At 67.8% G+C, this 25,102-nt stretch carries 25 protein-coding genes and 1 pseudogene; 7 read left to right on the top strand and 19 right to left on the bottom strand.

The window, feature by feature from the left end; genetic code table 11:
* Positions 1-235: 235 nt before the first annotated feature.
* Positions 236-1,000 (bottom strand): IclR family transcriptional regulator, encoded by a 765-nt coding sequence (locus ABZ857_RS04625; RefSeq protein ID WP_357037460.1) that lies wholly within the window; start codon positions 998-1,000, stop codon positions 236-238.
* Positions 1,001-1,115: 115 nt separating this feature from the next.
* On the opposite strand from ABZ857_RS04625, the gene ABZ857_RS04630 reads away from it, so the two are divergent.
* The 3 genes and pseudogenes from ABZ857_RS04630 to ABZ857_RS04640 all read left to right on the top strand — a co-directional run.
* Entirely contained in the window at positions 1,116-2,108 is a 993-nt protein-coding gene (locus ABZ857_RS04630; protein ID WP_357037463.1) for a PDR/VanB family oxidoreductase, read from the top strand.
* 30 nt (positions 2,109-2,138) lie between these two features.
* Entirely contained in the window at positions 2,139-3,356 is a 1,218-nt protein-coding gene (locus ABZ857_RS04635; RefSeq protein ID WP_357037466.1) for a cytochrome P450, read from the top strand.
* 4 nt (positions 3,357-3,360) lie between these two features.
* Positions 3,361-3,545 (top strand): annotated as a pseudogene (locus ABZ857_RS04640) (S-(hydroxymethyl)mycothiol dehydrogenase); the annotation flags it as partial.
* A gap of 214 nt (positions 3,546-3,759) precedes the next feature.
* Here the strand turns inward: ABZ857_RS04640 and ABZ857_RS04645 are convergent.
* The 14 genes from ABZ857_RS04645 to ABZ857_RS04710 form a co-directional block, all read right to left on the bottom strand.
* Positions 3,760-4,623 (bottom strand): PhzF family phenazine biosynthesis isomerase, encoded by an 864-nt coding sequence (locus ABZ857_RS04645; protein WP_357037469.1) that lies wholly within the window; start codon positions 4,621-4,623, stop codon positions 3,760-3,762.
* A gap of 49 nt (positions 4,624-4,672) precedes the next feature.
* Positions 4,673-6,346, bottom strand: coding sequence for an asparaginase domain-containing protein (locus ABZ857_RS04650; protein ID WP_357037472.1), 1,674 nt, complete (start codon positions 6,344-6,346; stop codon positions 4,673-4,675).
* Positions 6,346-6,822: a DUF488 domain-containing protein gene (locus ABZ857_RS04655; protein WP_357037475.1), complete on the bottom strand. Its 477-nt coding sequence runs from the start codon at positions 6,820-6,822 to the stop codon at positions 6,346-6,348. The genes ABZ857_RS04650 and ABZ857_RS04655 overlap by 1 nt, the downstream gene beginning before the upstream one ends.
* A 58-nt stretch (positions 6,823-6,880) precedes the next feature.
* Positions 6,881-7,888, bottom strand: a complete 1,008-nt coding sequence (locus tag ABZ857_RS04660; RefSeq protein WP_357037478.1) for a methyltransferase — start codon at positions 7,886-7,888, stop codon at positions 6,881-6,883.
* 47 nt (positions 7,889-7,935) lie between these two features.
* Positions 7,936-8,310 (bottom strand): DUF4186 domain-containing protein, encoded by a 375-nt coding sequence (locus ABZ857_RS04665; RefSeq protein ID WP_357037481.1) that lies wholly within the window; start codon positions 8,308-8,310, stop codon positions 7,936-7,938.
* Positions 8,311-8,323: 13 nt separating this feature from the next.
* The gene (locus ABZ857_RS04670) at positions 8,324-8,737 is read right to left on the bottom strand and encodes a VOC family protein (protein WP_357037484.1); all 414 of its coding nucleotides are present in this window, start codon (positions 8,735-8,737) and stop codon (positions 8,324-8,326) included.
* Between the two features lie 57 nt (positions 8,738-8,794).
* Positions 8,795-9,286 carry a PhzA/PhzB family protein gene (locus ABZ857_RS04675; RefSeq protein ID WP_357037487.1) on the bottom strand — a complete coding sequence of 164 codons (492 nt, stop codon included), beginning with the start codon at positions 9,284-9,286 and terminating at the stop codon, positions 8,795-8,797.
* A 99-nt stretch (positions 9,287-9,385) separates the two neighbouring features.
* Entirely contained in the window at positions 9,386-9,787 is a 402-nt protein-coding gene (locus ABZ857_RS04680; RefSeq protein WP_357037489.1) for a Rid family hydrolase, read from the bottom strand.
* A 135-nt stretch (positions 9,788-9,922) separates the two neighbouring features.
* Positions 9,923-11,767: an asparagine synthase (glutamine-hydrolyzing) gene (gene asnB / locus ABZ857_RS04685; protein WP_357037492.1), complete on the bottom strand. Its 1,845-nt coding sequence runs from the start codon at positions 11,765-11,767 to the stop codon at positions 9,923-9,925.
* Between the two features lie 46 nt (positions 11,768-11,813).
* A complete protein-coding gene (gene phzG, locus ABZ857_RS04690) occupies positions 11,814-12,431 on the bottom strand; it encodes a phenazine biosynthesis FMN-dependent oxidase PhzG (RefSeq protein WP_357037495.1) in 618 nt (205 codons plus the stop codon).
* A complete protein-coding gene (locus ABZ857_RS04695) occupies positions 12,428-12,772 on the bottom strand; it encodes a hypothetical protein (protein ID WP_357037498.1) in 345 nt (114 codons plus the stop codon). Before ABZ857_RS04695 ends, phzG begins: the two co-directional genes overlap by 4 nt.
* Positions 12,769-14,691, bottom strand: coding sequence for an anthranilate synthase family protein (locus ABZ857_RS04700; RefSeq protein ID WP_357037501.1), 1,923 nt, complete (start codon positions 14,689-14,691; stop codon positions 12,769-12,771). Before ABZ857_RS04700 ends, ABZ857_RS04695 begins: the two co-directional genes overlap by 4 nt.
* Complete coding sequence (locus tag ABZ857_RS04705; RefSeq protein ID WP_357037504.1) at positions 14,688-15,311, bottom strand: isochorismatase family protein; 624 nt, start codon at positions 15,309-15,311, stop codon at positions 14,688-14,690. The genes ABZ857_RS04700 and ABZ857_RS04705 overlap by 4 nt, the downstream gene beginning before the upstream one ends.
* Before the next feature lie 379 nt (positions 15,312-15,690).
* Positions 15,691-16,332 (bottom strand): hypothetical protein, encoded by a 642-nt coding sequence (locus ABZ857_RS04710; RefSeq protein ID WP_357037507.1) that lies wholly within the window; start codon positions 16,330-16,332, stop codon positions 15,691-15,693.
* Positions 16,333-16,858: 526 nt separating this feature from the next.
* On the opposite strand from ABZ857_RS04710, the gene ABZ857_RS04715 reads away from it, so the two are divergent.
* From ABZ857_RS04715 to ABZ857_RS04725, 3 genes are all read left to right on the top strand, one after another.
* Entirely contained in the window at positions 16,859-17,269 is a 411-nt protein-coding gene (locus ABZ857_RS04715; RefSeq protein WP_357038393.1) for a winged helix-turn-helix domain-containing protein, read from the top strand.
* An 858-nt stretch (positions 17,270-18,127) separates the two neighbouring features.
* Entirely contained in the window at positions 18,128-18,445 is a 318-nt protein-coding gene (locus ABZ857_RS04720) for a hypothetical protein (RefSeq protein ID WP_357037510.1), read from the top strand.
* Positions 18,446-18,779: 334 nt separating this feature from the next.
* Positions 18,780-19,904, top strand: coding sequence for a lipase (locus ABZ857_RS04725; protein WP_357037513.1), 1,125 nt, complete (start codon positions 18,780-18,782; stop codon positions 19,902-19,904).
* 6 nt (positions 19,905-19,910) lie between these two features.
* Here the strand turns inward: ABZ857_RS04725 and ABZ857_RS04730 are convergent, their stop codons facing one another.
* Both ABZ857_RS04730 and ABZ857_RS04735 read right to left on the bottom strand, forming a co-directional pair.
* Positions 19,911-20,585, bottom strand: a complete 675-nt coding sequence (locus ABZ857_RS04730; protein WP_357037516.1) for a response regulator transcription factor — start codon at positions 20,583-20,585, stop codon at positions 19,911-19,913.
* Positions 20,582-21,730 carry a histidine kinase gene (locus ABZ857_RS04735; protein ID WP_357037519.1) on the bottom strand — a complete coding sequence of 383 codons (1,149 nt, stop codon included), beginning with the start codon at positions 21,728-21,730 and terminating at the stop codon, positions 20,582-20,584. The genes ABZ857_RS04730 and ABZ857_RS04735 overlap by 4 nt, the downstream gene beginning before the upstream one ends.
* A 387-nt stretch (positions 21,731-22,117) precedes the next feature.
* On the opposite strand from ABZ857_RS04735, the gene ABZ857_RS04740 reads away from it, so the two are divergent.
* Positions 22,118-22,822, top strand: a complete 705-nt coding sequence (locus ABZ857_RS04740; RefSeq protein WP_357037522.1) for a hypothetical protein — start codon at positions 22,118-22,120, stop codon at positions 22,820-22,822.
* Here the strand turns inward: ABZ857_RS04740 and ABZ857_RS04745 are convergent.
* Together ABZ857_RS04745 and ABZ857_RS04750 are read right to left on the bottom strand one after the other, a co-directional pair.
* On the bottom strand, positions 22,771-23,970 hold the full coding sequence (locus tag ABZ857_RS04745) for a histidine kinase (RefSeq protein WP_357037525.1): 1,200 nt from the start codon (positions 23,968-23,970) through the stop codon (positions 22,771-22,773). The two genes, ABZ857_RS04740 and ABZ857_RS04745, sit on opposite strands and share 52 nt — an antisense overlap.
* Complete coding sequence (locus ABZ857_RS04750) at positions 23,964-24,659, bottom strand: response regulator transcription factor (protein WP_357037528.1); 696 nt, start codon at positions 24,657-24,659, stop codon at positions 23,964-23,966. The genes ABZ857_RS04745 and ABZ857_RS04750 overlap by 7 nt, the downstream gene beginning before the upstream one ends.
* Positions 24,660-25,102 lie beyond the last annotated feature (443 nt).

Here is a 25,102-nt window from a genome sequence, read left to right on the forward strand (position 1 = left end):
TGATCCACTGCTCGACCGATTACCAGGCCAGGCGTGTCCTGGCTGCGTTGCACGCGCGGATTGCCCAGGTAGGGCTGGGGCTTCACCCGGATAAGACGAAGATTGTGTACTGCCAGGACAGCAGACGACGTAAGGCGCGCACCCCTCCGTCAGCGGCCACCAGGGCCGCTACGAGATGCGGGAGATCGTCAACGCGAACACTGTGGTGCGACAGCTCGACTCTTAACCTCAGGTCTCAGCGGCAGGTATAGCGCGGGTCCGACAGCGCCCGGGTCACACCTCGGGCGGCTGCCATGAGCAGTTGCACGTGAGCCTCGGCGCGGCCGTCGTTGGGCACGATCAGGGAAAGCGCGGCCACCACCTCGTTGAAGGCGTTGCGGACCGGCACCGCGACGCCTGTGGCGTGTGGGTGGACGTGGCCGGGCAGCAGGGCGTAGCCCCGTCGGCGGGTGTCGTCGAGTGCGGCCCGCAGTTCCTCCGGTGTCGTGATGGTGCGGTCTGTGTAGCGCTGCAGCGGCCGGCTGAGGATGTGTTCCTGCAGTTCAAGGGGCCCGTTGGCGAGCAGGACGTGGCCGGAGGAGGAGATGTGCAGGGGCAGTCGGCCCGCGATCCGGGAGTAGTTGACGATGGCGTCGCGGGCGGAGAGCCGTTCGATGAACAGAACGTCCAGGCCGTCCAGGATTCCGAGTTGCGCGTGCTGCCCGACGACGGCGTGCATGTCCTCCAAGTACGGCATGGCGGCGTTGCGCAGCGACAGGGTGGGGGATGCGCGTGAGGCGAGTTCCCACATCTTCACCCCGACGCGTACCTCTCGGTTGGGGCCGCGCTCGAGTAGACCGTGGGCGGTGAGCTCGGCGATGAGCCGGGAGGCCGTGGCGATGTGCAGGTTGGTCCGGCGGGCGATCTCGGAGACTTGCAGGGAGACGTCGTCGGGCGTGAACGTGGCGAAGATCCGGACCGCTCGCGCGATCGACGACTCCCCGGTGGCGGTCCGCGGCATGCGGTCAGTGTCACATGCGGATGTCCTCCTCATCATGGCGTTTCTCGTCCAATGAGAATGCGTTTCGCCCTCGATGAGACGTGGCTCACGCTGTCTCCAACGAGGAGGAGGGCACGTGATCCACACACTGACCGGGGTGATCGGCACCGGGAAGGGTGCCGTCTCTGCGCAGGTCGCCACGCTCCGCGTCACCGCCAAGCGGCTCGTCGCCGACGACGTGCTGACGCTGGAGCTGGCGTCCCCCGCCGGATACCGTCTGCGGGACTGGGCGCCGGGCGCGCACGTCGATCTGGTGCTGCCGAACGGGATGACTCGGCAGTATTCGTTGTGCGGCGATCGATGGGACCCCTTCACTTATCGCGTCGGAGTGCTGCGCGAGCCCGCGGGGCGGGGCGGCTCGGCCTACATCCATGACGAGCTGCGGGTCGGGGACCTGATCGGCGTGGGCGGGCCGCGCAACAACTTCGCGCTCGTGCCGTCGGAGCGGTACCTGTTCGTGGCCGGCGGTATCGGTATCACCCCGCTGCTGCCCATGGTGCGGCAGGCTGAGATGCTCGGTGCGGACTGGCAGCTGTTGTACGGGGGCCGCCGCCGCGCGTCCATGGCGTTCCTCGACGAGCTGGCCCCCTATGGTGATCGCGTTCAGGTCGTCCCGCAGGACGAGTTCGGACTGCTCGACCTGCCCACCTTTCTCGGCGCGCCCGGAGCCGGAGTGAAGATCTACGCCTGTGGGCCGGCTCCGTTGCTGACCGCAATGGCGGGCGCGTGCGCGGCCTGGCCGCCGTACACCCTGCGCACCGAGCGGTTCGTGGCGGAAGATCTCGGCGCGCCCGCCCGCAGCACCCCCTTCGAGGTGGAGCTGGCCAGAACCGGCACGACGGTCGCCGTACCCCCAGAGCAAACGGTGCTCGAAGCCGTCACGGCCGCCGGCGTCGAGGTGCTGTCCTCCTGCAGGCAGGGCACCTGCGGCACCTGCGAGACCGTCGTCCTGTCTGGCGTACCCGACCATCGCGACGCTGTATTGGAGGACCACGAGCGCGCGGCGAACGACTGCATGTTCATCTGCGTGTCCCGCTCCCGCTGCGACCGCCTGGTCCTCGACCTCTGACACTCCCCGATCTCCCAAAAGGCGCTGCCCATGACCGTGACTCAGGGTTACGGAACCCTGCCCGTCAACGATGCCGATCCCTTCGGCCACGAGGTGCTGGAGAACCCGCTGCCGCTGCACGCCGAGCTGCGCGACGCGGGCCCGGTCGTCTACCTGACCATGTACGACGTCTACGCGTTCGCCCGCTACGAGCACGTGCACGCCGCCCTCGCCAACTGGCAGGGATTCCAGTCGGCCGCCGGTGTCGGCCTGTCCAACTTCCGATACGAAAAGCCATGGCGGCCGCCGAGCCTGCTGCTGGAGGCCGACCCGCCCCGGCACGACGCGCCCCGGCGGGTGCTGACCAAGGTGCTCGGCCCGCGCGCGCTGCGCCGGTTGCGCGAGGGCTGGCACGCCGACGCCGAGCGGCTCGTCGATGAGGTCCTGGCCGGCGGCGACCAGTTCGACGCCGTCACGTCGCTGGCTGAGCCGTTCCCGCTGCGGGTCTTCCCCGACGCCGTCGGCATCCCGAACCACGGGCGCGAGCACCTGCTGCCGTACGGCGACCACCTGTTCAATGCCTTCGGCCCGCCCAACGACCTGGTGGCCAAGGGCGCCCCTCGGGCCGCCGAGCTGTCCGCCTGGGTCAACGCACAGTGCGCTCGTGACCTGCTCACCGGCGACGGGTTCGGCGCGCAGATCTGGGCGGCGGCCGACCGCGGCGAGATCACGCCTGAACAGGCGCCGCTCGTCGTCCGCTCGTTGCTATCAGCGGGGGTGGACACCACGGTGCACGGCCTGTCCGCGGTCCTGTACGCCTTCGCCACCCACCCGGAGCAGTGGCGGCGGCTGCGCGAGCGGCCGGAGCTGGCGCGGGTCGCGTTCGACGAGGCGGTGCGCTGGGAGTCTCCGGTGCAGACCTTCTTCCGTACGGCTACCAACGACGTCCGGGTCGGCGACCACGTCGTTCCCGAAGGCCGCAAGATCCTCATGTTCCTCGGCGCGGCCAACCGCGACCCGCGCCGCTGGGACGACCCCGACGCCTTCGACCTGTCCCGCGACCCATCGGGGCACGTGGGGTTCGGGATGGGCATCCACCAGTGCGTGGGCCAGCACGTCGCCCGGCTCGAGGCCGAGGCGCTGCTGACGGCACTGGCCCGCCGGGTGCGCCGGATCGAGCTCGATGGGCCGACCCGGCGCCACCACAACAACACGTTGCGGGCCTGGGAGAGCATCCCGGTCCGCGTTCACCTGGAGAAGAGCATCTGATGACCTGACCTACAAGGTTCAAGCCGTGATCGCCTGCGGCAAAGGTGAGCCAGTGTCCGTCGAGACCATTCTCGTCCCGGGCCCCGGCGAGGCGGTGTGGCGAATGGGCAGACCTGCGGGGTGTGTCGCATCGACCTGCACTATCGGGAGGGCCGGATCAGCGACGACGACGCGTTCCTCCTGGGTCACGTCTGGTCGCTGATCTGCAGATCGGCGGCCACCTGCTGCACGGTGCGGCAGGCCTTCAGCAGGTCCAGGACTTTGCGACGGAACTCGGGGGATAGCTCCTCGGCATGCCGACCTCTCTCGGGATTCAGGCATGCCAGTCAACCAAGGTGACTCCACGAAAGCCCGTGGAACATCACACACGCGACGTTGCCGAGAAGACCTCAAGACCCTGTTACTACACGTGCAGTGTTCCCCGACCGACAATGACGGCGGACCCCGCCACCTGGACGGACTCGATCCCTTCCGGCGTCCCACAGGCCCGGGCCCGCATCGTCGAAGGACGGCCGATCTCGACACCCTGCAGGATCTCGATCCACTCCCCGAAACCGATCAGGCCGTGCCGGGCCAGGTGCACAGCGAGCGAACCGGCGGCCGATCCGGTGGCCGCATCCTCCACGACGCCATAGGCGGGCGAGAACATCCGCAGCCTCCAGTGCGAGCCCGAACCGGCGAAGCAGTTGGCGGCCATGTTGGGGAGCCTGGCGAGAACCCTTTGGTCCGGCTCCAGGGCCGACAGTGCGGCCACACTGTCCAGGCCGACGAACACGTGCCGTGGCCCGTTGTCGTGAACCTCGACCGGCAGGGTGGACGCCGCCACGCCGAGACCGGCGAGTAGCTCGTCGGCCTGCTCGTAGGGCTCCCAGGTGGGGATGGGCTGCCACATGCTAGCCGCGCCGACCCGGCCGCCGGGGGTGCGTTCAAGGTCGAACTGCACGGTGCCCTTGGCGGTCTCCATCCGCAGCGTGTCCACTGCCTGCAGTTCACCCAGCACGTTCAACTCGCCGAGCACGATAGCGGTGCCCAGGGTCGGATGCCCTGCGAACGGCAGCTCGTTCACGGGGGTGAAGATGCGGACCCGTACATCACCGTCGGCTTCGGCGGGGAGGACGAAAACGGTCTCCGACAGATGCATTTCCTGGGCGATCTGCTGCATGCGCTCAGGGGGGAGATCGGCGGAATCGAGGAAGACCGCGGTCGGGTTGCCTTGCAGCGGAACGTCGGTGAAAACGTCGGCCACTGCGTACTCATAAGTGCCCATAGGTTGTCCGTTGCCTCCTGTATGCATGTGGTGGTGGATCGGTACCGGGTCAGTGGGTGTCGAACAGTGCCTGGTATCGAGCGACCGCCTGCTGTGTGGCCGCACGCTCGTCAGAGGTCGGGTTGAACGGATTCGCGGCAGGAGGCAGGGCGCCGAGTTTGAGGAGCGCGGCCATGAGAAGCATGCGTGCCTTGGTGGCCGTGAGGTTGTTGCCGGAGATGAACGTCGGGTCGGTCCGGTACGCCATGCCTCCGGTGTTGCCACGGCCGGTGCGGACCACGGGCATGCCGGCGAAGATGGCGACGCTCAAGGCCGCGTTCCTGGCCGGGTCGGCCATCCCGAACGGCGACATGCCCTCGCACACGAAACCGGCCAGGGGTGCCTGAGCGAGATTGGCTTTGATCCGCGCCAGGATCTCGACTTCGTCATCCGTGATGGGTGAACCCTCGGTGCCAGGCCCTGTCGCCGCATACCGGGTGTACTTGGTGATCGTGACGTGCGGCATCGAGGCCGGAACGAGTCCGTTTGCGTCCTTCACCACAACGTCGACCAGGGACACGCCCTCTTCCAATGCCCCGGTAACGCCGGTCACCCGCTCACCGAGCACGGTGAGGCGCAGATCCGAGCAGTGCGTGTGCTTGCGGGTGGGAAGGTAGGTGAGCTGCGGGGGGCCGTAGCCACCCAGGTCGGCGACCACTCCCCCGTGACCGCCGGTCACCTCGTAACCGCCCGGACGGGCGTCGACCTTGGTCACATCCCGGGCCGAGTAGACGAGTTCATCGACGATCACACAGGCGCCCACGCGGTCCTCACCCCGCTCGTTCAAGGCGACGCCGGAGGCGATGTACTTCACGCCGTCCACCACGTTGCGGTCGCCGTCGGCGCTCAGGGATTGGTGACGGCGCTGAGCCGCGTGCCCGACGAGCGGCACCGTCGTATCGATCATCAGCCCAAGCCAGTACAAGGTCTCCTCGACGGTCGGGCTGCCTTCAAGCCATTGGACGCCCGCGTATTCGCCCGTGGCCAGGACGGCCTGGACCTGGTTGGTCGCCTTGGCGAGGTTCGTCAGGCCTGGCTCGCTCTGCAGGTGGTACGGATAGTAGACAAAGAAGTCCTGCCCGTGCCGCTCGGCGTCGGGGCCGGTGGTGTATCCCCCCGACGGGGCAGCGCGGAAGAAGTCGAATTCGGCGACCGACCCGAGCGAGGCGCCGGTGCCGTGGTCGGCGAGGCCGAACCGTTCGATCTCCTCATACAGACGGCGGGCGTCGGGGTAGAACGTCTGCCGGGCGTCCCCCGGTGGAGCCAGCGGTGTGGCCGCCGTTCCGTCCCACGCGGACCCATCCGCCTGCCTGGCCATGTAGGGCAAGGGATAGAGACCGTCGTCGGGGTGGAGTTCGACGACATACACCGGTGTGGCATCCCCGGAAGGCCGCTCATCGTGGAAGGTGCCGCCAGAGTCGAGCCAGCCGTCCGGGGGAGCGTACAAGTCGGCTGCGTCCCGTTCGAGCGGGTGGGCGCTGAACGCCTCGATGTACACCGTCACCGGCGCCGCGAGCCGCTGAGCGCGAAGGGAGTCGAAGCGAGAAGGCCGTAGCGGCAGGCCGTGACGTGCGCGCGCCTTGTTCGAGGTGACCAGGTCCGGTGTGTTCAGGATCGTCGCCGTCGGCCCGGCGAACACCGCGATACGGGGTCGAGGCGCGCCGTCCGGAATGATGTCGCCCATCACAGCGGGCGCAGGTGCTCGAAGGTGACGCCGTATTCCTCGGTCAGCCGCTGAGCGATCAGCGAGCGATGGCAGGCCTCGGCGTCGCGCTCCACACAGAACAGCGCCGCGATCCCGCGGCCCGGCAGCCCCGCCACGATCGGTTCCAGGTCGACCTGGTCGAGGATCTCGGTGGTGTAGCGGTGGGTGTACTCGGTGAAGAGCTCACGGCGTGCGCGCTTGCCGACCCCTTGGCGATCGTCCTCGGCGTACTGCAGCTTCCGCAACTCCGTTGTCGGGGCGAGTTCAAGGTGGTGCTCGTAGGCGATTCCGGCACCGGCGAGAGCCTCCTGTAACCGGCGTGCGTTCGCCCAGGCGTACTCGGCTCCACGAACGCCGCGACGCTGGCGTACGTCCAGCAGCAGCGACACACCAGCCTGCTGCAGACGTTCTAGATAAGAACCGACATCGAAGCCATAGACTCCGATGGTTGCCATTGCCGGCACCGCAGACCTCCCGTCCGCTCACTTACTCTCGACGATGTTCCGATGGCCTCTAGCCTCGTGGCGCGACGATCAGGGCGGTCGTCTCCATCGGCAGATCGGCGCTCCGCTTGATGTCCAGGCCAGCCCGGTTCAGCAGCGCCGTGATCCCGTTCAGGGTGCGGTGCTCGCCGCCCGTCGTCACCAGCAGGTGCAGGTCCCACAGGGAGGGCAGCACGGTGGGCTCCTCGTCCTCGACGAAACGATCAAGGATCAGCAGCCGCGACTCCGAGTCCGCCATGGCGCGGCGGCAGTTCTCGAAGACGCTGACGACCGCGTCGTCGTCGTGGCCTGCCAGCACGCGGCAGAGGATGTAGACGTCCCCACCCTCCGGGACTTCGATGAACATGTCACCCCCAACCACCTGCGCACGGTCGAGTCCGACAGTGGCGGCCAGGTGCTCACGCGCCTTGAGCGTCATGTGTTCGCGGTCGAACAGCGTGCCCGCGGCGTCCGGTACGGCGCCGAGGATCGTGGCGAGCAGGTGCCCGCCCCCTCCGCCCACGTCGACGACGGTCTTACCGGAGAAGTCGAAGACCTCAGGTACCTGGTGGAAGAACATGCTTCCGGCGTTCATGGTGCGCCCGAACCGCTCGGCAAGGGCCGGGTTCTGGCTGAGATAGTCGTACAGCGGCTGGCCGTAGGCGACTTCGAAACCCGAGCTTGCCGTACTGATGGCGTGGTGGGCGTGCCCCCAGGCGGCGTAGAACTCCTCACCGTAGAGCAGGCACATGTCACGCTGCGATTGGGGGCCCTCCACCAGCGCCGCGCTGACACGGGTGCTCCGGTAGCCGGTCGACTCACTGCCCTCGAAAACACCCATGGCGACCAGAAGGCGCATCAGACGGCGAATGCCCTTCTCATTCGCCCCCGTCGCTTTGGCGAGTTCGGCACAGTTAGTCCGCCCGGCCTCGATCTGGTCCGGGAGTCCAAGCTTGACCGCCGTGTAAAGGGCCTGCGCCCTCCACCCACCAGTGATGATGTCGACCACGTCCCGAGTGACCTGCACATCGGCTGTCACGAACTCATCTCCTTGTTTCATCACGTTGAGCCCGCCCCAGCCACTGGTTACGGCGGCGGTTGGTGGGGGGCGTACTGCTTGGTGATCCACCGGCAGATCGCCTCCACGACATAGGCCCGCTCGTCATCGTCGAGCGTGTGCCCGGCGGGGATGCCGTGCCAGCGCTCCAGACAGGTGCGACAGCACGTCGCGGTGGCGTGCTGGGCGACGAACACCGGATGCCCCCGGTAGGGCGTTTGACGGCCGTCGTTGCGCGGCTCCGCAGGAGCCAGCCTGCTGCTGATCAGCTCCTCGGCGTGCCTGCGGACGATGACGATGCCGCGCAGGTCGACCACCGCGCGATCTCTTCCGTACAGCCGGAACCTCGCGCGGAAGGGATGCCGCGCGATCCGGTCCAGCCTGTCATCCAGCTCGTCCGTCATCGGGTTCGGTGGCTCAGGACCGCTGCCTGATGTTCACCATCCAGGTGATCCCGAACCGGTCGACGACCGTACCGGCCTCGTCACCCCACGACTGCTTGGCCAGAGGCAGCGTCACGGTGCCGCCCTCCGACAGCTTGGTGAAGTAGTCGCGGAGTTCGGGGTTGTCGCCACCGAGGTACAGCGCAACGTTGGTGCCCGGGTTGAAGGGCACCCTCTCCGGCACGTCCCAGGCCATCACCGTGAAACCGTCGGGGGTGTCGAGCCGGCCGTGCATGATCGTGCCGCTGTCGCCGCCAGGAGCTTCAGGAGAGCCGAAGTCGCCGTACGTGCCCAGCTCCAGCACGCCGCCGAGGACGTCCCGGTAGAACTCCAATGCCTGCCGTGCGTTGCCGTTGAAGGCGATGTACGGGTTGAGCCGAGATCCCATCCGATGCTCCTGGGGTGTGAGAGCGGGCAGTGTGAACGAAGGGCGACCGTTCGAGCCTCAGGTGGGGATGCCGCCGCGATTGATCTTCGGTACCTCGATCCCCAGCGCGCGCAGTTGCTGGAACGGGTTCATGAACTCGCGTTGCAGCTTGATCTTTCCGTTCTCGAACAGGAACGAGTGGATGAAGTGGTTCCTGTAGTGGCCGGGCGGGTAGTCCGGATAGAGGATCTGTCCCTCCCCGTCGCACTCGACCCAGAACCTGTTCGGGTCTTGCGTGTCGAAGATCTCCACGTTCGTCCATTCCCAGTCAGGGAACATCCGCAGCGACCACTCACCGTGCGCCTTGAGTTTCTCGTGCCCCTGCGAGACGACCGGTGCGCCGGTGTCGGTGGTGTACAGGCCGGCGCTGCCGTCCTGCGTGAACAGCAGATAGCGCGTCAAGCGGTTCTCGCCTTTGCGGCTCATGTAATCCGCGACGACCTCACGGTTACGGCGGCGTAGGTCGGCGTCCGTGTCGAATCCCTCGGGCTGCGTCGTGGTGTCTGACAATTTTCGACTCCCCTTACCGTTTCCAGTGCTCGATCACGCGGCCGGGCCCCACCGCCCGCGCCCGGGTGGAGATCCCGGAGCGCGGACGGCGGCATGGCGTCAGGACCGCGCGGCGACCGCTTCGACCTCGAACAGGATGTCGGGCGCGGCCAGACCGGCGACCCCGATTACGGTCTGCGTCGGCGGCTGCTCGGCGCCGCCGCCCGCCACGGCCTGGCCGATGATCCCGAGCTTCTCGAAGTCGGGGTTCACTACGTACGTGCGGAGCTGGACTACGTCAGCGAGAGCAAGACCGTGGGCCGCGAGGGCCGTACCCAGGTTGACGAACGCCTGCTTCACCTGCTCGGCGAATTCGCCGGAGACGACCTTGCCGTCCGGGCCCGAACCGTACTGACCCGAGACGAACACCAGTTCGCTGCCGGCCGGGACGGCGGCGGTGTGGCTATAGCCGAACGGGACCGGGTTGTGCAGGCCGTCAGGGTTGACAATCTTGTGTGCCACGTTGATCACCTCTCGTGTGGTGGCTGGATGTGTTTCTTGCGCTGGCGATCAAGCCGGTCACGGTGTTCCGTTCCCGGTCGCCGCCGTCGATGCCGCCTCCGGCGCGTGTTCCGAGGGCGGCATCGAGAAAGGGGGTCAGGTCAGGCGAAGCTCGGGGCGGTAGATATCCAGCCAGGTGCTCAGGTCGAGGACTCGCTCCATGCCGTTGCGGACGTCGATGGGCATCCCGTCCGCCCCTTGCTGCGTGATGTTCTCCAGATAGCTGCGGTCGACCAGCTCGAATACCGGATCGTCGGTGGCGAGCAGGTCCTTGCACTGCTGCAGCAGGGCGCCGGTGTAGTGCGGGTCCAGGGTGGCCGGGTAGGGAGCCTTCACCCGGTCCAGCACCGACTGGGGCAGCAGGTCGGCGGTCGCGGCGCGCAGCAGGCTCTTCTCCCGGCCGTCGAAGGTCTTCAAGGACCACGGGGTGTTGTAGACGTACTCCACAAGCCGGTGGTCGCAGAAGGGGACGCGGACCTCCAGCCCGACGGCCATGCTGATCCGGTCCTTGCGCTCCAGAAGCATCCGGACGAAACGAGTCAGGTGCAGGTGGCACATCACCCGCATCCGCATCTCGTGGTCGCTTTCACCCTCGGCCCGCTCGACCTCGCCGACCGCGCTGGCGTACTGGTCGCGGATGAAGGTCGGCAGGTCGAGGGCCTTGGTGATGTCGGCGTTGAACCGGTCCGACACCTGGGCCCGCGCGCCACTGACGAAGACGGCCATCCAGGGGAACGTCTTGGCCGCCTGCACCTCCGGCTGGAAGAACCACCGGTACCCGCCGAACACCTCGTCAGCGGACTCCCCGGACAAGGCGACCGTGGAGTACTTGCGGATGGCCCGGAACAGCAGGTACAGCGAATTGTCCATGTCGCCGAGCGTGAGCGGACTGTCCCTACAGGTGATGACCGCACGGCGCACCTCCGGATCCGCGATCGCGGCATGGTCGAGCACGATGGCCTCATGCTGCGAGCCGACGTGCGAGGCTACCTCGCGTGCGTAGGGGGCGTCCGTCGTGCCGCGCAGCTCATCGGCGACGAAATCCTTCTCCCGCCCGACGAAGTCCACGGCGAAGCTGCGCACCTTCTCGCCGTCTTCGCCGAGCTTGACTGCGGCCAGTGCGGTGGTCACGCTGGAGTCCAGCCCACCCGACAGCAGCGTGCAGCGCGGCACGTCGGAGACCATCTGACGGCCCACGATGTCCTCAAGCAACGCACGTACGTTCGCGATGGTGGTCCGCTGGTCATCGGTGTGAGGCCGGGTCGGCAGGGTCCAGTAGCGATGCTCGCGCAGGCCACCCCGGTTGACGGTGACGATGCCGCCCGGGAGCACCTCGTTCATTCCGCACCACAGCGCGCTGCCGGGCGGCATGGTGAAGCTGAACACCGCGCGCAGGCCGTCAAGGTCGACGGCGCGTTCGGCCAGCTGGTTGGCGAGGATCGCCTTCGGCTCTGAGCCGAACAGCACCCCGTCGTCGGTGCTGTAATAGTAGAGCGGCTTGACACCCATCCGGTCGCGGATCAGCACCAGCTTTTCGGCCCGGGCGTCCCAGATGGCGAAGGCGAACATGCCGTTCAGACGTTCGGCGACCGCCTCGCCCCACTCCAGGTAGCCGTGCAGGACCACCTCGGTGTCGCTGCGGGTCCGGAACCGGTGGCCCCGGCGCAGCAGCTCATCCTTAAGCTCGGTGAAGTTGTAGACCTCACCGGTGTAGGTGATCGTGACCACGCCTTCGCCGGTGTCCACCGACATCGGCTGGGTGCCGCCCTCGATGTCGATGACCGCCAGCCTGCGATGCCCCAGCGCCGCATGCCGGTCAACCCAGGTGCCGCAGGCGTCCGGTCCCCGGCAGGTCATGGTCGCAGTCATCGCGTCCAGCTCCGCCGCACCCTGCTGAGTCAGGTCCCGATCGAAGGAGACCCAGCCCGCAAGTCCACACATGTGATACGCCTTCTTCCTCTTCGAGTGCACTGTGTTCAGGGGCGGGTTACGGCTGAAGCCGGCCAGCCTGCCAGGCGGAGCCGTCGCGCTCGTAACGCAGCCTGCGATGCAGCCGCTCCGGGTCGGCCTGCCAGAACTCGACCGACGCGGGCTCCAGCAGATAGCCCAGCCAGCGGTCCGGGCGAGGCAGCGCCACACCCGCGCTACCCAGCTGCCGCGCCTTCTGTCTCAGCGCCTCCTCGTCCAGCAGCGGCGCACTCTGATGCGAAGCGACCGACATCGGATGCGTGTCGAGCGGCCGGGCGGCCCACAGGGCGTCTGATTCCGCATCGGGCAGCGGGCGGGCCGCGCCGGTCACGATCACCTGGCGGCCGGCCTCGCGCCAGAACAGCACGCCCGATGCCCGGCCGGTCTCAGCCAGGTCCCGGCCCTTGCGGCTGTCGGCGTGGCTGGCGAACACCAGGCCGTCGTCGCGGACCGCGAGAACCGCCACGATCCGGTTGGTGACGCGGCCCCCGGCATCGGTCGTGGCCAGCGCCAGGGCGCCCGGCTGGCGAACACCGTCGGCGACGGCGCCGTCGAACCAGGTCTTCAGCAGGCCCATCGGCTCGGCGGGCGGGGCGGAGAACTCCTCAGCCGACAACGGCTCGGTTGGTGCGCTCATGACTTCCCCTCTGATGCGAAAGCCAGCCCGCGATCGATCAGCCGGCCAGAGTGAACACCTTCGACGATCGCCTCGACATCGCACGCCAACCGGACGGTCGGGGGGTATCCGATGAGCTCGGTGGCCCGGTTCGGCGGCATCGGTTGCTTCAGATCGGCGCCAGAGTCCCAGAGCATCACCGCACCCCAGCGGTTGGTGTCCCGATCGGAGATCCAGAATTTCAACCGCATCCCGTGAACCCGCTCCCACGGCTCTACACCCTCATCCCGCAGATACTCACGCAGGGAGTCGATGGTCTGGCCGGATCCCGACAGGTCCCACCAAGCGATGGTGGCTCTCATGCGTTCAGTACCTCCTCGATCTTCATCAGCGGGACCACCAGCTCACCCAGGACGCGTTCGGCGCCCTGGGTGAGCACCGATTCGAGGTGGAACTGCACCGAGCTGAAATGCGGCCCGCGCAGGGCGTGCACCTCGCCCGTGCCGCTGTCCAGGCTGACCCTCACCTCACCGACGCCGGGACACTCCACACGCTCAGCTGGGCCGATGGCTTCGTAGGAGTTGTAGAAGCCGACCCGCTCGGGTGAGCCGAACAGGTCGATCTCGCGCTGAGTGCCCTGGTTGGGGACCTGACGGCGTCTCAACTGGAAACCCAGGCGTCGGCACAGCAATTGATGACTCAGGCACACCGCCAGGAAGGGGGCACGCCGAGCCAGCAAATGCTCGATCACCGAGGCGAGGTGGGCCATCCTGGGCTGGTCAGCCTCCCTCGGGTCGCCGGGCCCGGGACCCAGCACGACAAGGTCGTGGTCGTCGACGTCGTGGGGCTCATCGAAGCGGACGAGCTGCACCGTCAGCCCGATGGCGCTCAGCTGGTGGGCCAGCATCGAGGTGAAAGTGTCCTCAGCATCAATGATCAGCGCCCGGCGGCCGACCAGCGGCGTATACGGCTGTGCCCGCGTATCGGTGTCGCTGAGCCAGAATCGCGCGATCGACTGGTTGCGCTTCCCCAGGGCTTCCTGGATCAGCGGATGCCGGCCGAGCCGCTTGTTCTCGCCCGGCCCTTGGGGAGCGGAGACAGTTCCGTGGGTCAGCGCAGAGAGCAGGCCCGCGGCCTTGGTGCGCGTCTCGGCGACTTCGGCATCGGGGTCGGAGTGCCGGACCAGGGTTGCTCCCACCCCTATCTCAACGTCGCCTGAGGCAGTGATGTCGGCAGTGCGGATGAGGATCGCCGAATCCAGGGTGCGCGCACCGGCGGCATCACGGCCGATAAGGGCAGCGACACCCCCGTAGTACCCGCGTCCATGCGCCTCGTAGCGGGCGATCACCCGGCAGGCATTCTCCAGCGGGCTGCCGGTAACGGTGGGGGCGAACATCGTCTCCCGCAGGATGTCGCGGGGATCGAGGTCGCTGCGCCCCTCGATGATGTACTCGGTGTGGGCGAGGCGGGCCATTTCCCGCAGGAACGGGCCCACCACCTGACCGCCGCCCTCGCAGACCCGGGCCATCATCTTGAGTTCCTCATCGAGGACCATGTACAGCTCGTCGGTCTCTTTGCCGTCGGCGAGAAAGTCCACGACCTCCGACAAGACCGGCCCTGTCGAGGGGTAGCGATAGGTCCCGCTGATCGGGGTCATCGCCACGACGCCGTCACGCAGGCTGACGTGACGCTCCGGCGTGGCGCCCACGAACGTGCGCGTACCGGTGTGCACCAGGAAGGTCCAGTATGCGCCGGTCTCCCTGGTGAGCAACCGACGGAACAGACTCGGTGCGCTGCGCGTGGAGTACCCGGTGATGGTGGTGCCGAACGAACGCTTGATGACGAAGTTGGAGCCCTCACCGGTGCCGATCTCGTTGCCGAGCACCGCGCGAACCGTGTCAGCGTACGCGTCGTCCTCGATGTCGAAACGCCCACCGGTCAAAGTAATCGGCTCGTCCGGCAGGAGCCTCAGCGCCTCGGACACGGCGATCTGCCCCTGGTCGGTCACAGTCATGGTGATCAGCGGTGAACCGTCCACGGCGGCCGCGTAGCCACGTTCGGTGATCTGCTGGTGGGGCACCAGAACCAGCGTTTCATGCCGGGCCTCGCCCAGCCGCGTGGCCTGGTCGGCCAGCGGGATGTCGGCGAGTCCGGCCGGGGTGGCGACCTCGCCCAGCAGGATCTCCACCCGCTCCGGTCGCACGGTCTCGGGACGGTGCAGCAAGGCGAAAGCACCCGGGTTGGGCCCCAGCACGTGCTGGAGCAACTGAGGCGGACTCATCGGAACACCTCCCCGGTGGTAGTGACCACCGAGCAGCGAACGGCCGCGTAGTCGAGGGTCAGCCGGTGGTACTCGGCGGAGAAGTCACCAACGGCGTCGGCGACCAGGAACGTCTCGATATCGTTGGTGAACGCCTCAAGAGCCGTCGCCAGGATGCCGACATGCCCGTACACCCCGCAGACGATCAGTTGGTCGCGGCCCCGGTCGCGCATCTGCGCCAGAAGATCCGAACGAAAAAATGCGCTGTAGCGCCACTTGGTGAGCACCTGGTCCCCAGGCCGGGGTGCGAGCTCCTCGACGATCTCACGATCGACAGGGTCCCTTCGCATGCCGGGGCCCCAAATGTCCTTCAGCAGGCCGCGTTCCTCATCGGTCATACTGCCGGGTTGCGCGGTATAGATCACCGGAACCCCGAGCGCAGCGCAGCGTTCCCGCAGCAGCACGCAGTTGCGCACCAGCGGGGTACGCATCGGCGGGGGGAACGGCGCGAGGAAATAGCGCTGCATGTCGTGCACGAGTAGCACCGCCCTGCTCGGATCGGGGGTCCACTGTGCGGTATTGGCGGGCAGTTCATTCGAAGTGGGCAATGGGTAGGCGGGGATCGGAGCTATGCCCGACACAGTTCTCCCTCTGCATGGTCCTCAACTTTTGCGTCTGCCACGCCGAAACCACCGATACCCCAGCGTCGTGTAGTTCTCGCCGATCCGGTCGGTGCCGCAGTGGGTGTCGACGCATTCGGTCACCGCGTTGGGGGTGGTCTCCAGGTGGAACCCACCAGGCACTCCGCCCGCTGCCCGGACGGCGGCCTGGAACGCCGTGACCTCTCCACAACTCGGCTATACGGCTTTCACCGACGGCCCATTCGCTCTTGGCCAAGTTCCCTGGACAAGGGTCGTCGAAAATACTCGAAGTTGGAGGCGGCAGGTTTGAACTCGTGGTGCCGCTAGCTCGCCGGTCAGGCCGGCTGAGCACAGAGAAGGACTGCCGAAGTAGCCCCGATCAGTGGTGATGTGGGCTCACTGATCCGCTGTTCGCGAGACTTGCCGCTTTCGACGGCGAGATTCTCCGGCCCGCCGACGAGGCCGCCGCAGCGCCACCGTGGGGCGGGTAGGGGTTGTCCTGGACGTACAACCAGCTACCGTCCAACTGCTCCTGCACGGTGTCGCAGAAGTTCCCGGTGAAGCTCTCGCGCTTACCGTCCGCGCCGGTCTGCTCCAGGGTATATGTGCCCATGATGGACGCCGTACGGAGAATGACCAATCCGTTCCACAGGCGCGCCCCTCCCGCTATCACGACCTGGCCAGGATTGACCGTGAGCACCGGATCCGCCTTGAACCAATCGATATAGAAGGCCTTGATGTCCTTGTGGCCCCTGATGACCGACAGGTCGTAGTTGACGATCGCGGCCTCGGGCTCCTGGAGGGCGATGATGCCGTCGACGTCCTTGGCCTTGATCCGCTCGCCCAGGAGCGCCAGCAGTTCCTCTGGGCTCCTGGCCTTCATACTGCCGGCAGCCGCCGGGACGGTGGCGCTCGCACCCGACTCCGCGCTCGCGATGTAGGTGCCCGTCACGCCGACAAGCGTCCCGGCGGCGAGCACGGTGGCCATGGAAACCGACAGCACGCGGCTGAACTTCTTCACGGGATCCCCCAAATCCGTAGGCGAAAACGAGGTAGCAACCACACATCTGGCAGGTTAACGGAATGCCAACTTATAACTGATAGCGATGCAATTCCGCCAATAGTCCGTTTTTACCCTTTTGTCTCGCGAGAGCAATAATGCCGTTCAAATTCAACCCCTGTCAAGCCTTGACATTTCACCAATTGGCGCCATTTCACACCAAGCTCAAACTAGACATAAGATAATTAAAATCCCCAAAATCGTACAAGAAGGATTAAATCGTGCATAGGCGATTGACGAGGAGCGACCATGTTCCCGGCGGCGAGGGGGCCCCGAGTCGACGGCCAGAGCGTCGGCACTTCGCAACCGCCTACTAAATGCGGATCGTCGAATGGTGCAGCTCTTCTACAGGGACTGGTTACTGACCTTTCGTGTTGTTTCCCAACCATGTGACCCTCCCGGGTTCTGGCGGTATATCCAGGTCATGCGGTACACACAAGGCGGCGGGCTGACCGCCGCGTAACGCGCCAAGCGCGAGCAGACCCGGCTGGAGGCGGTCGAACCGTTCGCTCACGGCTACACCGAGACCCGGGCGGCCAAGGAACTACGGGCCAGCCGCATGTCGGCCAGCCGGTGGAACCGCGCCTGGGCACGCGGCGGCAGCGCGGCGCTGGCCATCGCAGGCTCGGCCTCGCTGCCGCTGCTGGACGAGGAGCGGTTCGTCCGGTTGGAGGCCGCGCTGCTGCACAGCCCGGCCGCGTACGGCTGGGACGACCAGTGCTGGACCCTGGCCCGCATCCGGCGGGTGACCGGCCGGATGTTCCACCGGTCGTACTCCCTGCCCGAGGTGTGGAAGCGGCTCACGCGGCACGGCTGGTCGTGCCAGGTGCCCGCCCGGAACTCCGGATCAAGGCGCCGCCGCGTGACCACCTGCGTTCCGTGTAATTCAGCGGTCTAGAGGCACGGACCCAGACCTTGGCCTGGCCGGACATGGCTTCCCCTGCCTGGAGAGCGTTTCTCTAGGCGAGGAGGTCCCGGGTCGGTCAGCTTCATGGGTTGTGGCAGATCACGGATCGTTCGGCCTTGCTGATCCGCACCTCCTTGACGCCCATGTTCTGGCTCGATTGTGGTGTAGCGGCCCTGTCGGGACAGCGCGGCGTTGACCTCGGGTGATCCGGAAGCGGAGTTCATGTCCGGGGAGATGGTGTGCGGGTGACCAAGCCCTGCGGTTGGTACGGGTGAGATCGATGTGACAAGAGACGGCCACTTCGTAATCCTTGGAGTGGCTCAGATCAACACGAAGGCCCAGCGCAGATCCCAACCATGATCTCAAAGTGTCGCTGGAGTACTAGATCGTTGGTTCCAGTTCGGCGCAGGTGAACCTGAGAAATCGCGTCTCTAGGCGATTTCGCTGTGTGAGTCTAGTGACGGCTCTGCGACCTTCGGGTTCATCCTTTCAGCGCCTTCAGAACCCCGGAGTACGGCGGCGACCTGCGGGGCCAGGGCTGACCGTGGCATGGATCGGCCCGGAGCTTGGAACGCAGGCGGTTCGGTCTCCACATTACGAGGAGAATCCCAGAAAGGGGTTCTGGCATATCGATGGAGGTGGGTGCTCTTCTGTCGCGCAAAGGTGAGGACCGCCGGCAGGAATCGGTACGGGCGGCACCTCATTCGACCTTGATCGTTGCCGCCAGGACGACTAGCCTGATCGGCGTGCTGCCGGAAAGCGGGCCGGGGCAATCTCGTCACAAGGAAAGAGCCCCGACCACGACGAGCGGCTGGACCACGCCGCCATGAAGTTTGGGACCAACTGACGATGAACGCGGAAGAGGCTTTCAAGCAGGTCGGCGCCGAGCTGGCCGATCTGGGTGTATGGATCTCCAGGATGATGGGGAGTCCCGCGCTCAAAGATCAGACGGGAAAGGTGTTCGCGACCTTGCAGCGCGACGGCGCGATGGCGTTCCGGCTGGTCAGGGATACCCCCGAGTACACAGCCGCGTTCACACTGCCCGGGGCGTCTCTGTTCGACCCCTCGGGACGGGGCAGGGTGATAAAGGACTGGGTGGTCGTGCCCTACTCCTCAGCCGAGAAATGGGTGGATCTGGCCGAGGCCGCCCTCAGCCGCCCACGCTGACCGAGGTCGATGGTGAGCTGGAGTGCCGACGGCATCCCTCTTTGGCAGGCTCAGGTCGGCTTCGGGGAGGGCGTTCAGCGGTCTGGCTGCAAGATCACGAGAGTCACGGAGAACGTCCGCATTACGGCGATCTATATGCCCGCCTTGGCGAAACCTGGCGGAGCCGCGGTCTGGGTAAGGCGGGTGTCGCCGGCAGGTCCTGGGCTCAGGCGCGGTTCGTTCGTGAGCGTCCTCCCTGAAAACGATCTTCTTCGAGCTCTACCCTCCTGGGTTGAGCCGGAGATCCTACCCACGCCAGAGGCGGCAGCCGTACACGACCGGCACCGTGAACAGGGTGAAACGTGCACTCATCATCACCGCCCTGGCCCTCACGCTGGCCGGATGCGGCTCCACCCCGCCGCAGCGCCTGACGGTCCCGAAGCCGACGGGCCCGCATCCGGTGGGGACCGTCTCGGTCCACCTGGTCGACCAGTCCCGCCCGGATCCCTGGAGCGGCTCCGGCAGGAAGCGGGAGCTGATGGTCAGCCTGTGGTACCCGGCCCGGGACGTGCAGGCCTACCCGGTCGCCCCCTGGATGCCGAAGGCGGCGGCGGAGCGGTACTTGGAGATGAACGACCTGGAGCCGGGCTCGGTGCTGCTGGACAGGACCGACGGCCACGAGGGCGCGCCCGTCGACGCGAGCCTGGGCAGGCTGCCGGTCGTCCTGTACTCGCCGGGCGCCAACGCCTCGCGCGCGTACGGGACCGGCGTCGTCGAGGAGCTGGCCAGCCGGGGGTATGCGGTGGTCACCGTCGATCACCCCTACGACGCGGCGGTGGTGGAGTTCCCCGGCGGCCGGGTGGAGACGGGCGCCGAGCTGACCGACTTCGCCAAGGCGGTCGACGTCCGGGTGGCCGACGTGCGCTTCGTCCTGGACAGCCTGCCTTCCCTGGAGGAGAAGCTGCCCGGCCGCAACGGGAAGCCGCTCTTCGACCTCGCGCGGATCGGAATGTTCGGGCATTCGCTCGGCGGCGCGGCCACCTCCTCCGCGATGTACGCCGACCCGCGGATCAAGGCCGGGCTCGGCCTGGATGGCGCCGTCTTCGGCAAGGTCACGCAGTCCGGCCTCGACCGGCCGTACATGGTGGTCGACACCGACGGGAAGGGCGGCATGGCGACCAATCCGACGCTGCGCACCTTCTGGGACGGATTGCGGGGCTGGCGGCTCAACGTGACGCTCAAAGGGGCGGCGCACAACTCCTTCGGCGACGACGTCCTGCTCATTCCCATGTCGGCCGAGCCGCTGGGGCTGGGAAAGGAGCAACTCGAGGAGATTGTCGGCACGATCCCGGCCGAGCGGGCGCTGGCCTTCCAGCGCGCCTACCCACTGGCCTTCTTCGAGCAGCACCTGCGCGGCCGTCCGCAGGCGTTGCTGCAGGGCCCGTCAGCCGCCTTCCCCGAGGTCTCCTACCGCCGCTGATGGCGCCTACCTGCCGGCCGTGACCACGCCGCCCTCGTAGGCGGCGATGACGAGCTGCGCCCGGTCGTGCGCGGCGAGCTTGGCCAGCAGGCTGCGGATATGTGTCTTGACCGTGGCCGGCCCGATGCCGAGTCGCTCGGCGATCTGCGGGTTGGTCAACCCTCGGGCCACCAGCAAGAGCACCTCCCGCTCCCGTCCGGACAGCTGGGTCAGCCCCGCCGCCAGCCGGGCCGGGATTCCGGTGGGCTCGCGCCGGGCGAACTCCCCGATCAGCCGCGTGGTGACCGACGGGGCCAGCAGCGCCTGTCCCTCTCCCACAATGCGCAGCGCCTCCAGCAGATCGCCCGGCCGGGTGTCCTTCAGCAGGAATCCGCTGGCTCCGGCCCGCAACGCCCCGTAGACGTACTCGTCGAGATCGAACGTGGTCAGCATCACCACCCGCGTCTCGGCGGTCACCGGGTCGGCCCGGATCAGCTCGGTGGCCTTGATCCCGTCGAGGCCGGGCATGCGGACGTCCATGAGCACCAGGTCGGGCCGGAGGCCGCGGGCCAGTTCCACCGTCTGCTCCCCTGTCCCGGCCTCGCCGACGGCCTCCAGGTCGGGCGCGGCGTCGATCAGCCTGCGCAGCCCCGCGCGCAGCAACGCCTGGTCCTCGGCGACCAGCACCGTGAATGTGCTCACCTCTCATCCTCCCCGGAACCGCCTGGCAACAGCAGCCTCGCGCGAACGGCGAAGCCGCCTCCGGGCTCCGGTCCCGCCGAGAACGTTCCGCCGTAGAGGATCACCCGCTCTTCCAGCCCGGCCAGCCCGTGGCCCCCCACACGTGGCGCACCCCCGCGACCGTCGTCGACGACCTCGACCACCAGCTCACGCTCCCCACGGGTGCCGACCGCCACCCGGCATCGGGCCGGGCCGGCGTGTTTGAGCACGTTGGTCAGCGACTCCTGCACGAGGCGATAGACGACGAGGGCAGCCTCGTCGCCTATCGCGAGGCCGGGCTCGACGTCGAGCTCCACCCGCACGTCGCCGGCCGGAATCGCCGCGACCAGCTCGCGCAGCGAGTCCAGCGTGTACGGCGGGCCGTCCCGGTCCCCGGAGGCGTCGCGGAGCAGACCGAGGAGGCGGCGCAGGTCCACCAGCGCCTTCCGGCTGGTCTCCTCGATGATCGACAGGGCCTCGCCCGCCTCCTCGGGGTGCGTGGCGGCGACGTGGTTGGCGATGCCGGCCCGCATGGAAATCAGGCCCATGCTGTGGGCGACGACGTCGTGCACGTCACGAGCCATGCGCAGCCGTTCCGCCGTGGCCGCGGCCTGCGCCGACCGCGCGACGGCCTGCGCGGCGTACGCGCGCTGCTCCCGTACGGCAAGCCCGATCGTCCACGCCAGGCCGAGCACCAGCCAGGCGAATCCGCACGCCGACGCCGCCTCGGTCCACGAGGGCGAGTCGATCGCGACACCGGCGGCGGTCACCGCCAGCGCGGCCATCAGCGCCGCTACCGCCGTCCGGCGCGCGTCCAGGAGCGCCACCGCGTGCAGCGCGACCGCCAAGGGCACAAACGCCTCCTCCCAGCCGGCGAACGGCGCAAACACCGCGGCCACCAGAACCAGCGCGCAGACCGGCACCGGCCACCGGCGCCGCCCTGCCAGCGGCAGGCAGGCCAGCGCGATCACCGGCACAGCCGCATACGGCGGCACTCCGGCGGACTCCGGCACCAGCACCGCCGACACCGAGAACCCGGCGGCCAAGGCAACGGCCGCGAACGCGTCGACGGCGACCCAGTGTCCCGGTCGCAGCCTGCGCGCGATCAAGGGACGCCGTTCGGCCATGCGCCCACCCTAGACGGGGCCGACCAGCAACCGCCGCGGACGGGGCAGCGGCGGCGTGCGAACAATGTGCGTTCGGCTGCGCCCGTCGCCCGTACCGGCTGGGACCCGCCACCGGGACCGGTGACGGGTTGGGGTTTGTGTCGAGATCATGCACGACTCACTGTGACGCAACCTTTCGGCACCGCCGAATCCGCGGCAGAGCCGTTGACGGGACGGACCCGAAAAACCCGTCCCAGCCGTCGAGTGGAGGCCTCGTACTGTCGATGACGGCTCCGCTCAAACGAGGAGCGCCGATCGGTCGTCGGGGGGACGACGCGCGGCGGCGCCGACATCTACCTTCCCAACCTGGCCGCGCCGTACATGGCGCACGTACAGAAGGAAAGATCAATGTCGGTGCTCTCAGACCCACGCACATTTCGTCGATCGGCAGCGGGACTCTGCCTGATCATCGCGCCGCTCGTCTATGTCGCGGGCATCCTCACCGACCCGGCGCTCAGACAGGGACGGGGCGATGACACCGTCGGTGTCTACGGCCAGTATCCGGAGCAGGTCTCGGTCAGCGCCTCGGTGCTCCACTGGAGCTGGGTGTTGCTGCTCCCCGGCATCATCGGGATGATCCACCTGATCCGGCAGCGCGGGGTCGTCTTCGGGCACATCGCCGGGGGGATCGCGTTCCTCGGCATCGTGAACTTCTCCAGCCTGATGCTCGGCGACTTCTTCTACTCGCGGCTCGAACGAGCCCTCCCCGCCGCCGAGGGGGCCGGTCTCGCGGACCAGGCGTTCGCCGACCCCGGGGCCCGATTCGCATTCCAGATGCCGGGTTTCATCGGGCTGTTCGGCCTGTTCCTGCTCGGCCTGGCCCTGGCCTACGCCCGGCGCGGGCCGTGGTGGGCTCCCTTCGCGATACTGGCCGGCATCCTGTCGGCGCCGATCTTTCCGTACGGCACGATCGCGGGCGGGGCGCTCTATCTGGCCGGCGCCGGTGTGATCGGGCTCCGGATGCTGCGCATGAGTGACGAGGAGTGGTCGGGGGAGCCGGTTCAGCCGGACTTGACCGGGTCGCCGAGCGGGAACCTCGCGAACACCCGGTAACCCCCGCCCGCGATGGGGCCGGCGGACAGTTCGCCGCCGTGCATCTCGGTCCGCTCCCGCATCCCGATCAGGCCGTGTCCGCCGTCTGACGGGCGGCGGGCGGCGCCGTCGTCCGGTCCCGCACCGTCGTTGATCACGAGGATGCTCAGCTCGGCGGGGCCGTACGCGATGGTGATGTCGACGCCGGAGGCACGCGCGTGTTTCAGCACATTCGTCAAAGCCTCCTGGATCAGGCGGTAGGCGGACAGATCGAGCCCGGATGACAGGGGCATCGGGGTGCCGATGACCCGCAGCTCGATCTGCGGCCCCGCCTCCCGGACCTGCCCGATCAGCTCGTCCAGACGGTCCAGGCCCGGCTGAGAAGTGGGGGCGTCACCGTCGCCGGAGGACCGCAGCATCCCCAGCATGAGCCTGAGCTCGCCGACGGTCTCCCGGCCGGCCTGTTCGACGCCGAGCAGCGAGGCACGTTCGCGTTCCCGTTCGGGGCCGTCGCCGAGCATCCTGCGCACCCCGCCCACGTGCAGGGTCATCAGGCTCACGTTGTGGGAGACGATGTCGTGCAGTTCGCGGGCGATCCGCGCGCGCTCCTCGGCCACCGCCCAGCGGGCCCGCTCCTCACGTTCCATCTCCAGGCGGGTGCTGTGCTGGGCCAGCCGTGCCGTCCGGTCCATCTGCCGGCGCAGCAGGATGCCGCTGGTGTACGCCACCCCCACGAAGATGGCGCTGATCAGGACTTCCGGGATATCGATGTGGCTCAGGGTCTGCAGGTGACCGTACGCGATCAGCAGGCAGCCCAGCCCGGCGATCCCGCGGCGGCTGCGCAACTCGGCCGCGCTCGCCACGGTGTGCAGAAGGATCAAGGTCGAGTAGAAATGCCACGCGGCGTAATACTCCGCGTTCGTCATCTTCTGTACGGCGAAGCCGAGCGCGGTCAGCATCAGCAGAGCGGTCATCGGAAACGCGCGCCGGAAAAGCAGCAGCGCCCCGGAGAGGATCGCTCCCACCGCCATCGGCGTCGGGTTCTCGATCTGGTCGTATCCGATCCCCTGGCGGCCGAAGGACTCCACCAGCCCGGCCACGGTCACGGCGAGGGAGAGCAGCAGATCCGGCCAGGTAGGCCGCCGGCCGCGGAACAGCCTCGTCAGCACGACTCGCCCCACACGCCGTCCCGCGAGCCCTCCCGTCGTCGCCCGGGCCGTACGATCCCGGCCTCGTAGGCGAACACGACCGCGTGGATGCGGTCGCGCAAGCCGAGCTTGTGCAGGATGTGCGCGACATGGGTTCGCACGGTCGCCTCGCCGATGTGCAGGTCTCCCGCTATCTCGGGGTTGGACATCCCGTCCGCGATCAGCCGCAACACCTCCAGCTCGCGCGGGGTGAGCGTGGCCAGCTCGGGCGGCGGGGTCGGCTGGGGCTGGGCCGCGAACGAGTCGATCACACGTGGGGCGACCGCGGGGTCGATGACCGCGTCTCCGGCCGCCGCCGCGCGTACGGCCTCGATCAGTTGCTCGGCGGGTGAGCTCTTGAGGACGAAGCCGTGAACCCGAGCGCGCAGCGAGGCATGCAGGTGGTCGTCCGTGTTGAACGTCGTCAACATGACGATCTTGGGTGGTTCGGGATCTTCGAGGAGCTGCCGGGCGGCGCTCAGCCCGTCCAGTCCCGGCATGGCGATGTCCATCAGCAGGACGTCCGGCCGCAGCTGACGAGCCACGCTGAGCACCTGACGGCCGTCGGCCGCCTCCCCGACGACCTCGATGCCGGGCGCCGTCTCGACGACGAGCCGCAGCCCGGCGCGGATCATCGCCTGATCGTCCGCGATGACCAACCTGATCGCCACTGGATTCTCCGGTCTTTCGGCAGCGCCACACCGTAAAGGTACGAGATCGGAGAGATAGTGGTATCCCCCGGAAAGGGGGAGGTGAGACCGGTATGTCTCCGCCACGTGGCGGACCTTGCCTCCGCCACGTGACCGATCCGGTTCCTTCGTAGTTGTCCTGCGGCGTTCGCGGTGGCGTCTTCACCACCCGCAGGCCCTCGCCGGCGAAGTCCCGGGGCACATCACGCCGTCCCGCCAAACCAGGGCAAGACCCGCCATCGCCATCAAGCCCGAGAACGGGCCCCACTGGTTTCCGCGATGGTCGGAACAGCAGGATGATCTGGGCTCTCCGCATGACCGCGGCGGGGGGGGGGGGGGGGCCCGCCCCCCCCCCCCCCCCCCCCCCCCCCCAACCCGCCCCCCCCCCCCCCCCCCCAAAAACCAAGCCCCCCCCCGGCAGAACA

It is taken from the genome of Microbispora sp. NPDC046933 (genome assembly GCF_040644635.1).
GTDB lineage: Bacteria > Actinomycetota > Actinomycetes > Streptosporangiales > Streptosporangiaceae > Microbispora.

Excerpts from the sequence above, each read along its gene's own strand:
- ABZ857_RS04625 (WP_357037460.1), bottom strand. The coding sequence starts at position 1,000 with ATGCCGCGGACCGCCACCGGGGAGTCGTCGATCGCGCGAGCGGTCCGG.
- ABZ857_RS04635 (WP_357037466.1), top strand. The coding sequence starts at position 2,139 with ATGACCGTGACTCAGGGTTACGGAACCCTGCCCGTCAACGATGCCGAT.
- ABZ857_RS04645 (WP_357037469.1), bottom strand. The coding sequence starts at position 4,623 with ATGGGCACTTATGAGTACGCAGTGGCCGACGTTTTCACCGACGTTCCG.
- ABZ857_RS04650 (WP_357037472.1), bottom strand. The coding sequence starts at position 6,346 with ATGGGCGACATCATTCCGGACGGCGCGCCTCGACCCCGTATCGCGGTG.
- ABZ857_RS04655 (WP_357037475.1), bottom strand. The coding sequence starts at position 6,822 with ATGGCAACCATCGGAGTCTATGGCTTCGATGTCGGTTCTTATCTAGAA.
- ABZ857_RS04665 (WP_357037481.1), bottom strand. The coding sequence starts at position 8,310 with ATGACGGACGAGCTGGATGACAGGCTGGACCGGATCGCGCGGCATCCC.
- ABZ857_RS04670 (WP_357037484.1), bottom strand. The coding sequence starts at position 8,737 with ATGGGATCTCGGCTCAACCCGTACATCGCCTTCAACGGCAACGCACGG.
- asnB (WP_357037492.1), bottom strand. The coding sequence starts at position 11,767 with ATGTGTGGACTTGCGGGCTGGGTCTCCTTCGATCGGGACCTGACTCAG.
- phzG (WP_357037495.1), bottom strand. The coding sequence starts at position 12,431 with ATGAGCGCACCAACCGAGCCGTTGTCGGCTGAGGAGTTCTCCGCCCCG.
- ABZ857_RS04695 (WP_357037498.1), bottom strand. The coding sequence starts at position 12,772 with ATGAGAGCCACCATCGCTTGGTGGGACCTGTCGGGATCCGGCCAGACC.
- ABZ857_RS04700 (WP_357037501.1), bottom strand. The coding sequence starts at position 14,691 with ATGAGTCCGCCTCAGTTGCTCCAGCACGTGCTGGGGCCCAACCCGGGT.
- ABZ857_RS04720 (WP_357037510.1), top strand. The coding sequence starts at position 18,128 with ATGAACGCGGAAGAGGCTTTCAAGCAGGTCGGCGCCGAGCTGGCCGAT.
- ABZ857_RS04735 (WP_357037519.1), bottom strand. The coding sequence starts at position 21,730 with ATGGCCGAACGGCGTCCCTTGATCGCGCGCAGGCTGCGACCGGGACAC.
- ABZ857_RS04740 (WP_357037522.1), top strand. The coding sequence starts at position 22,118 with ATGTCGGTGCTCTCAGACCCACGCACATTTCGTCGATCGGCAGCGGGA.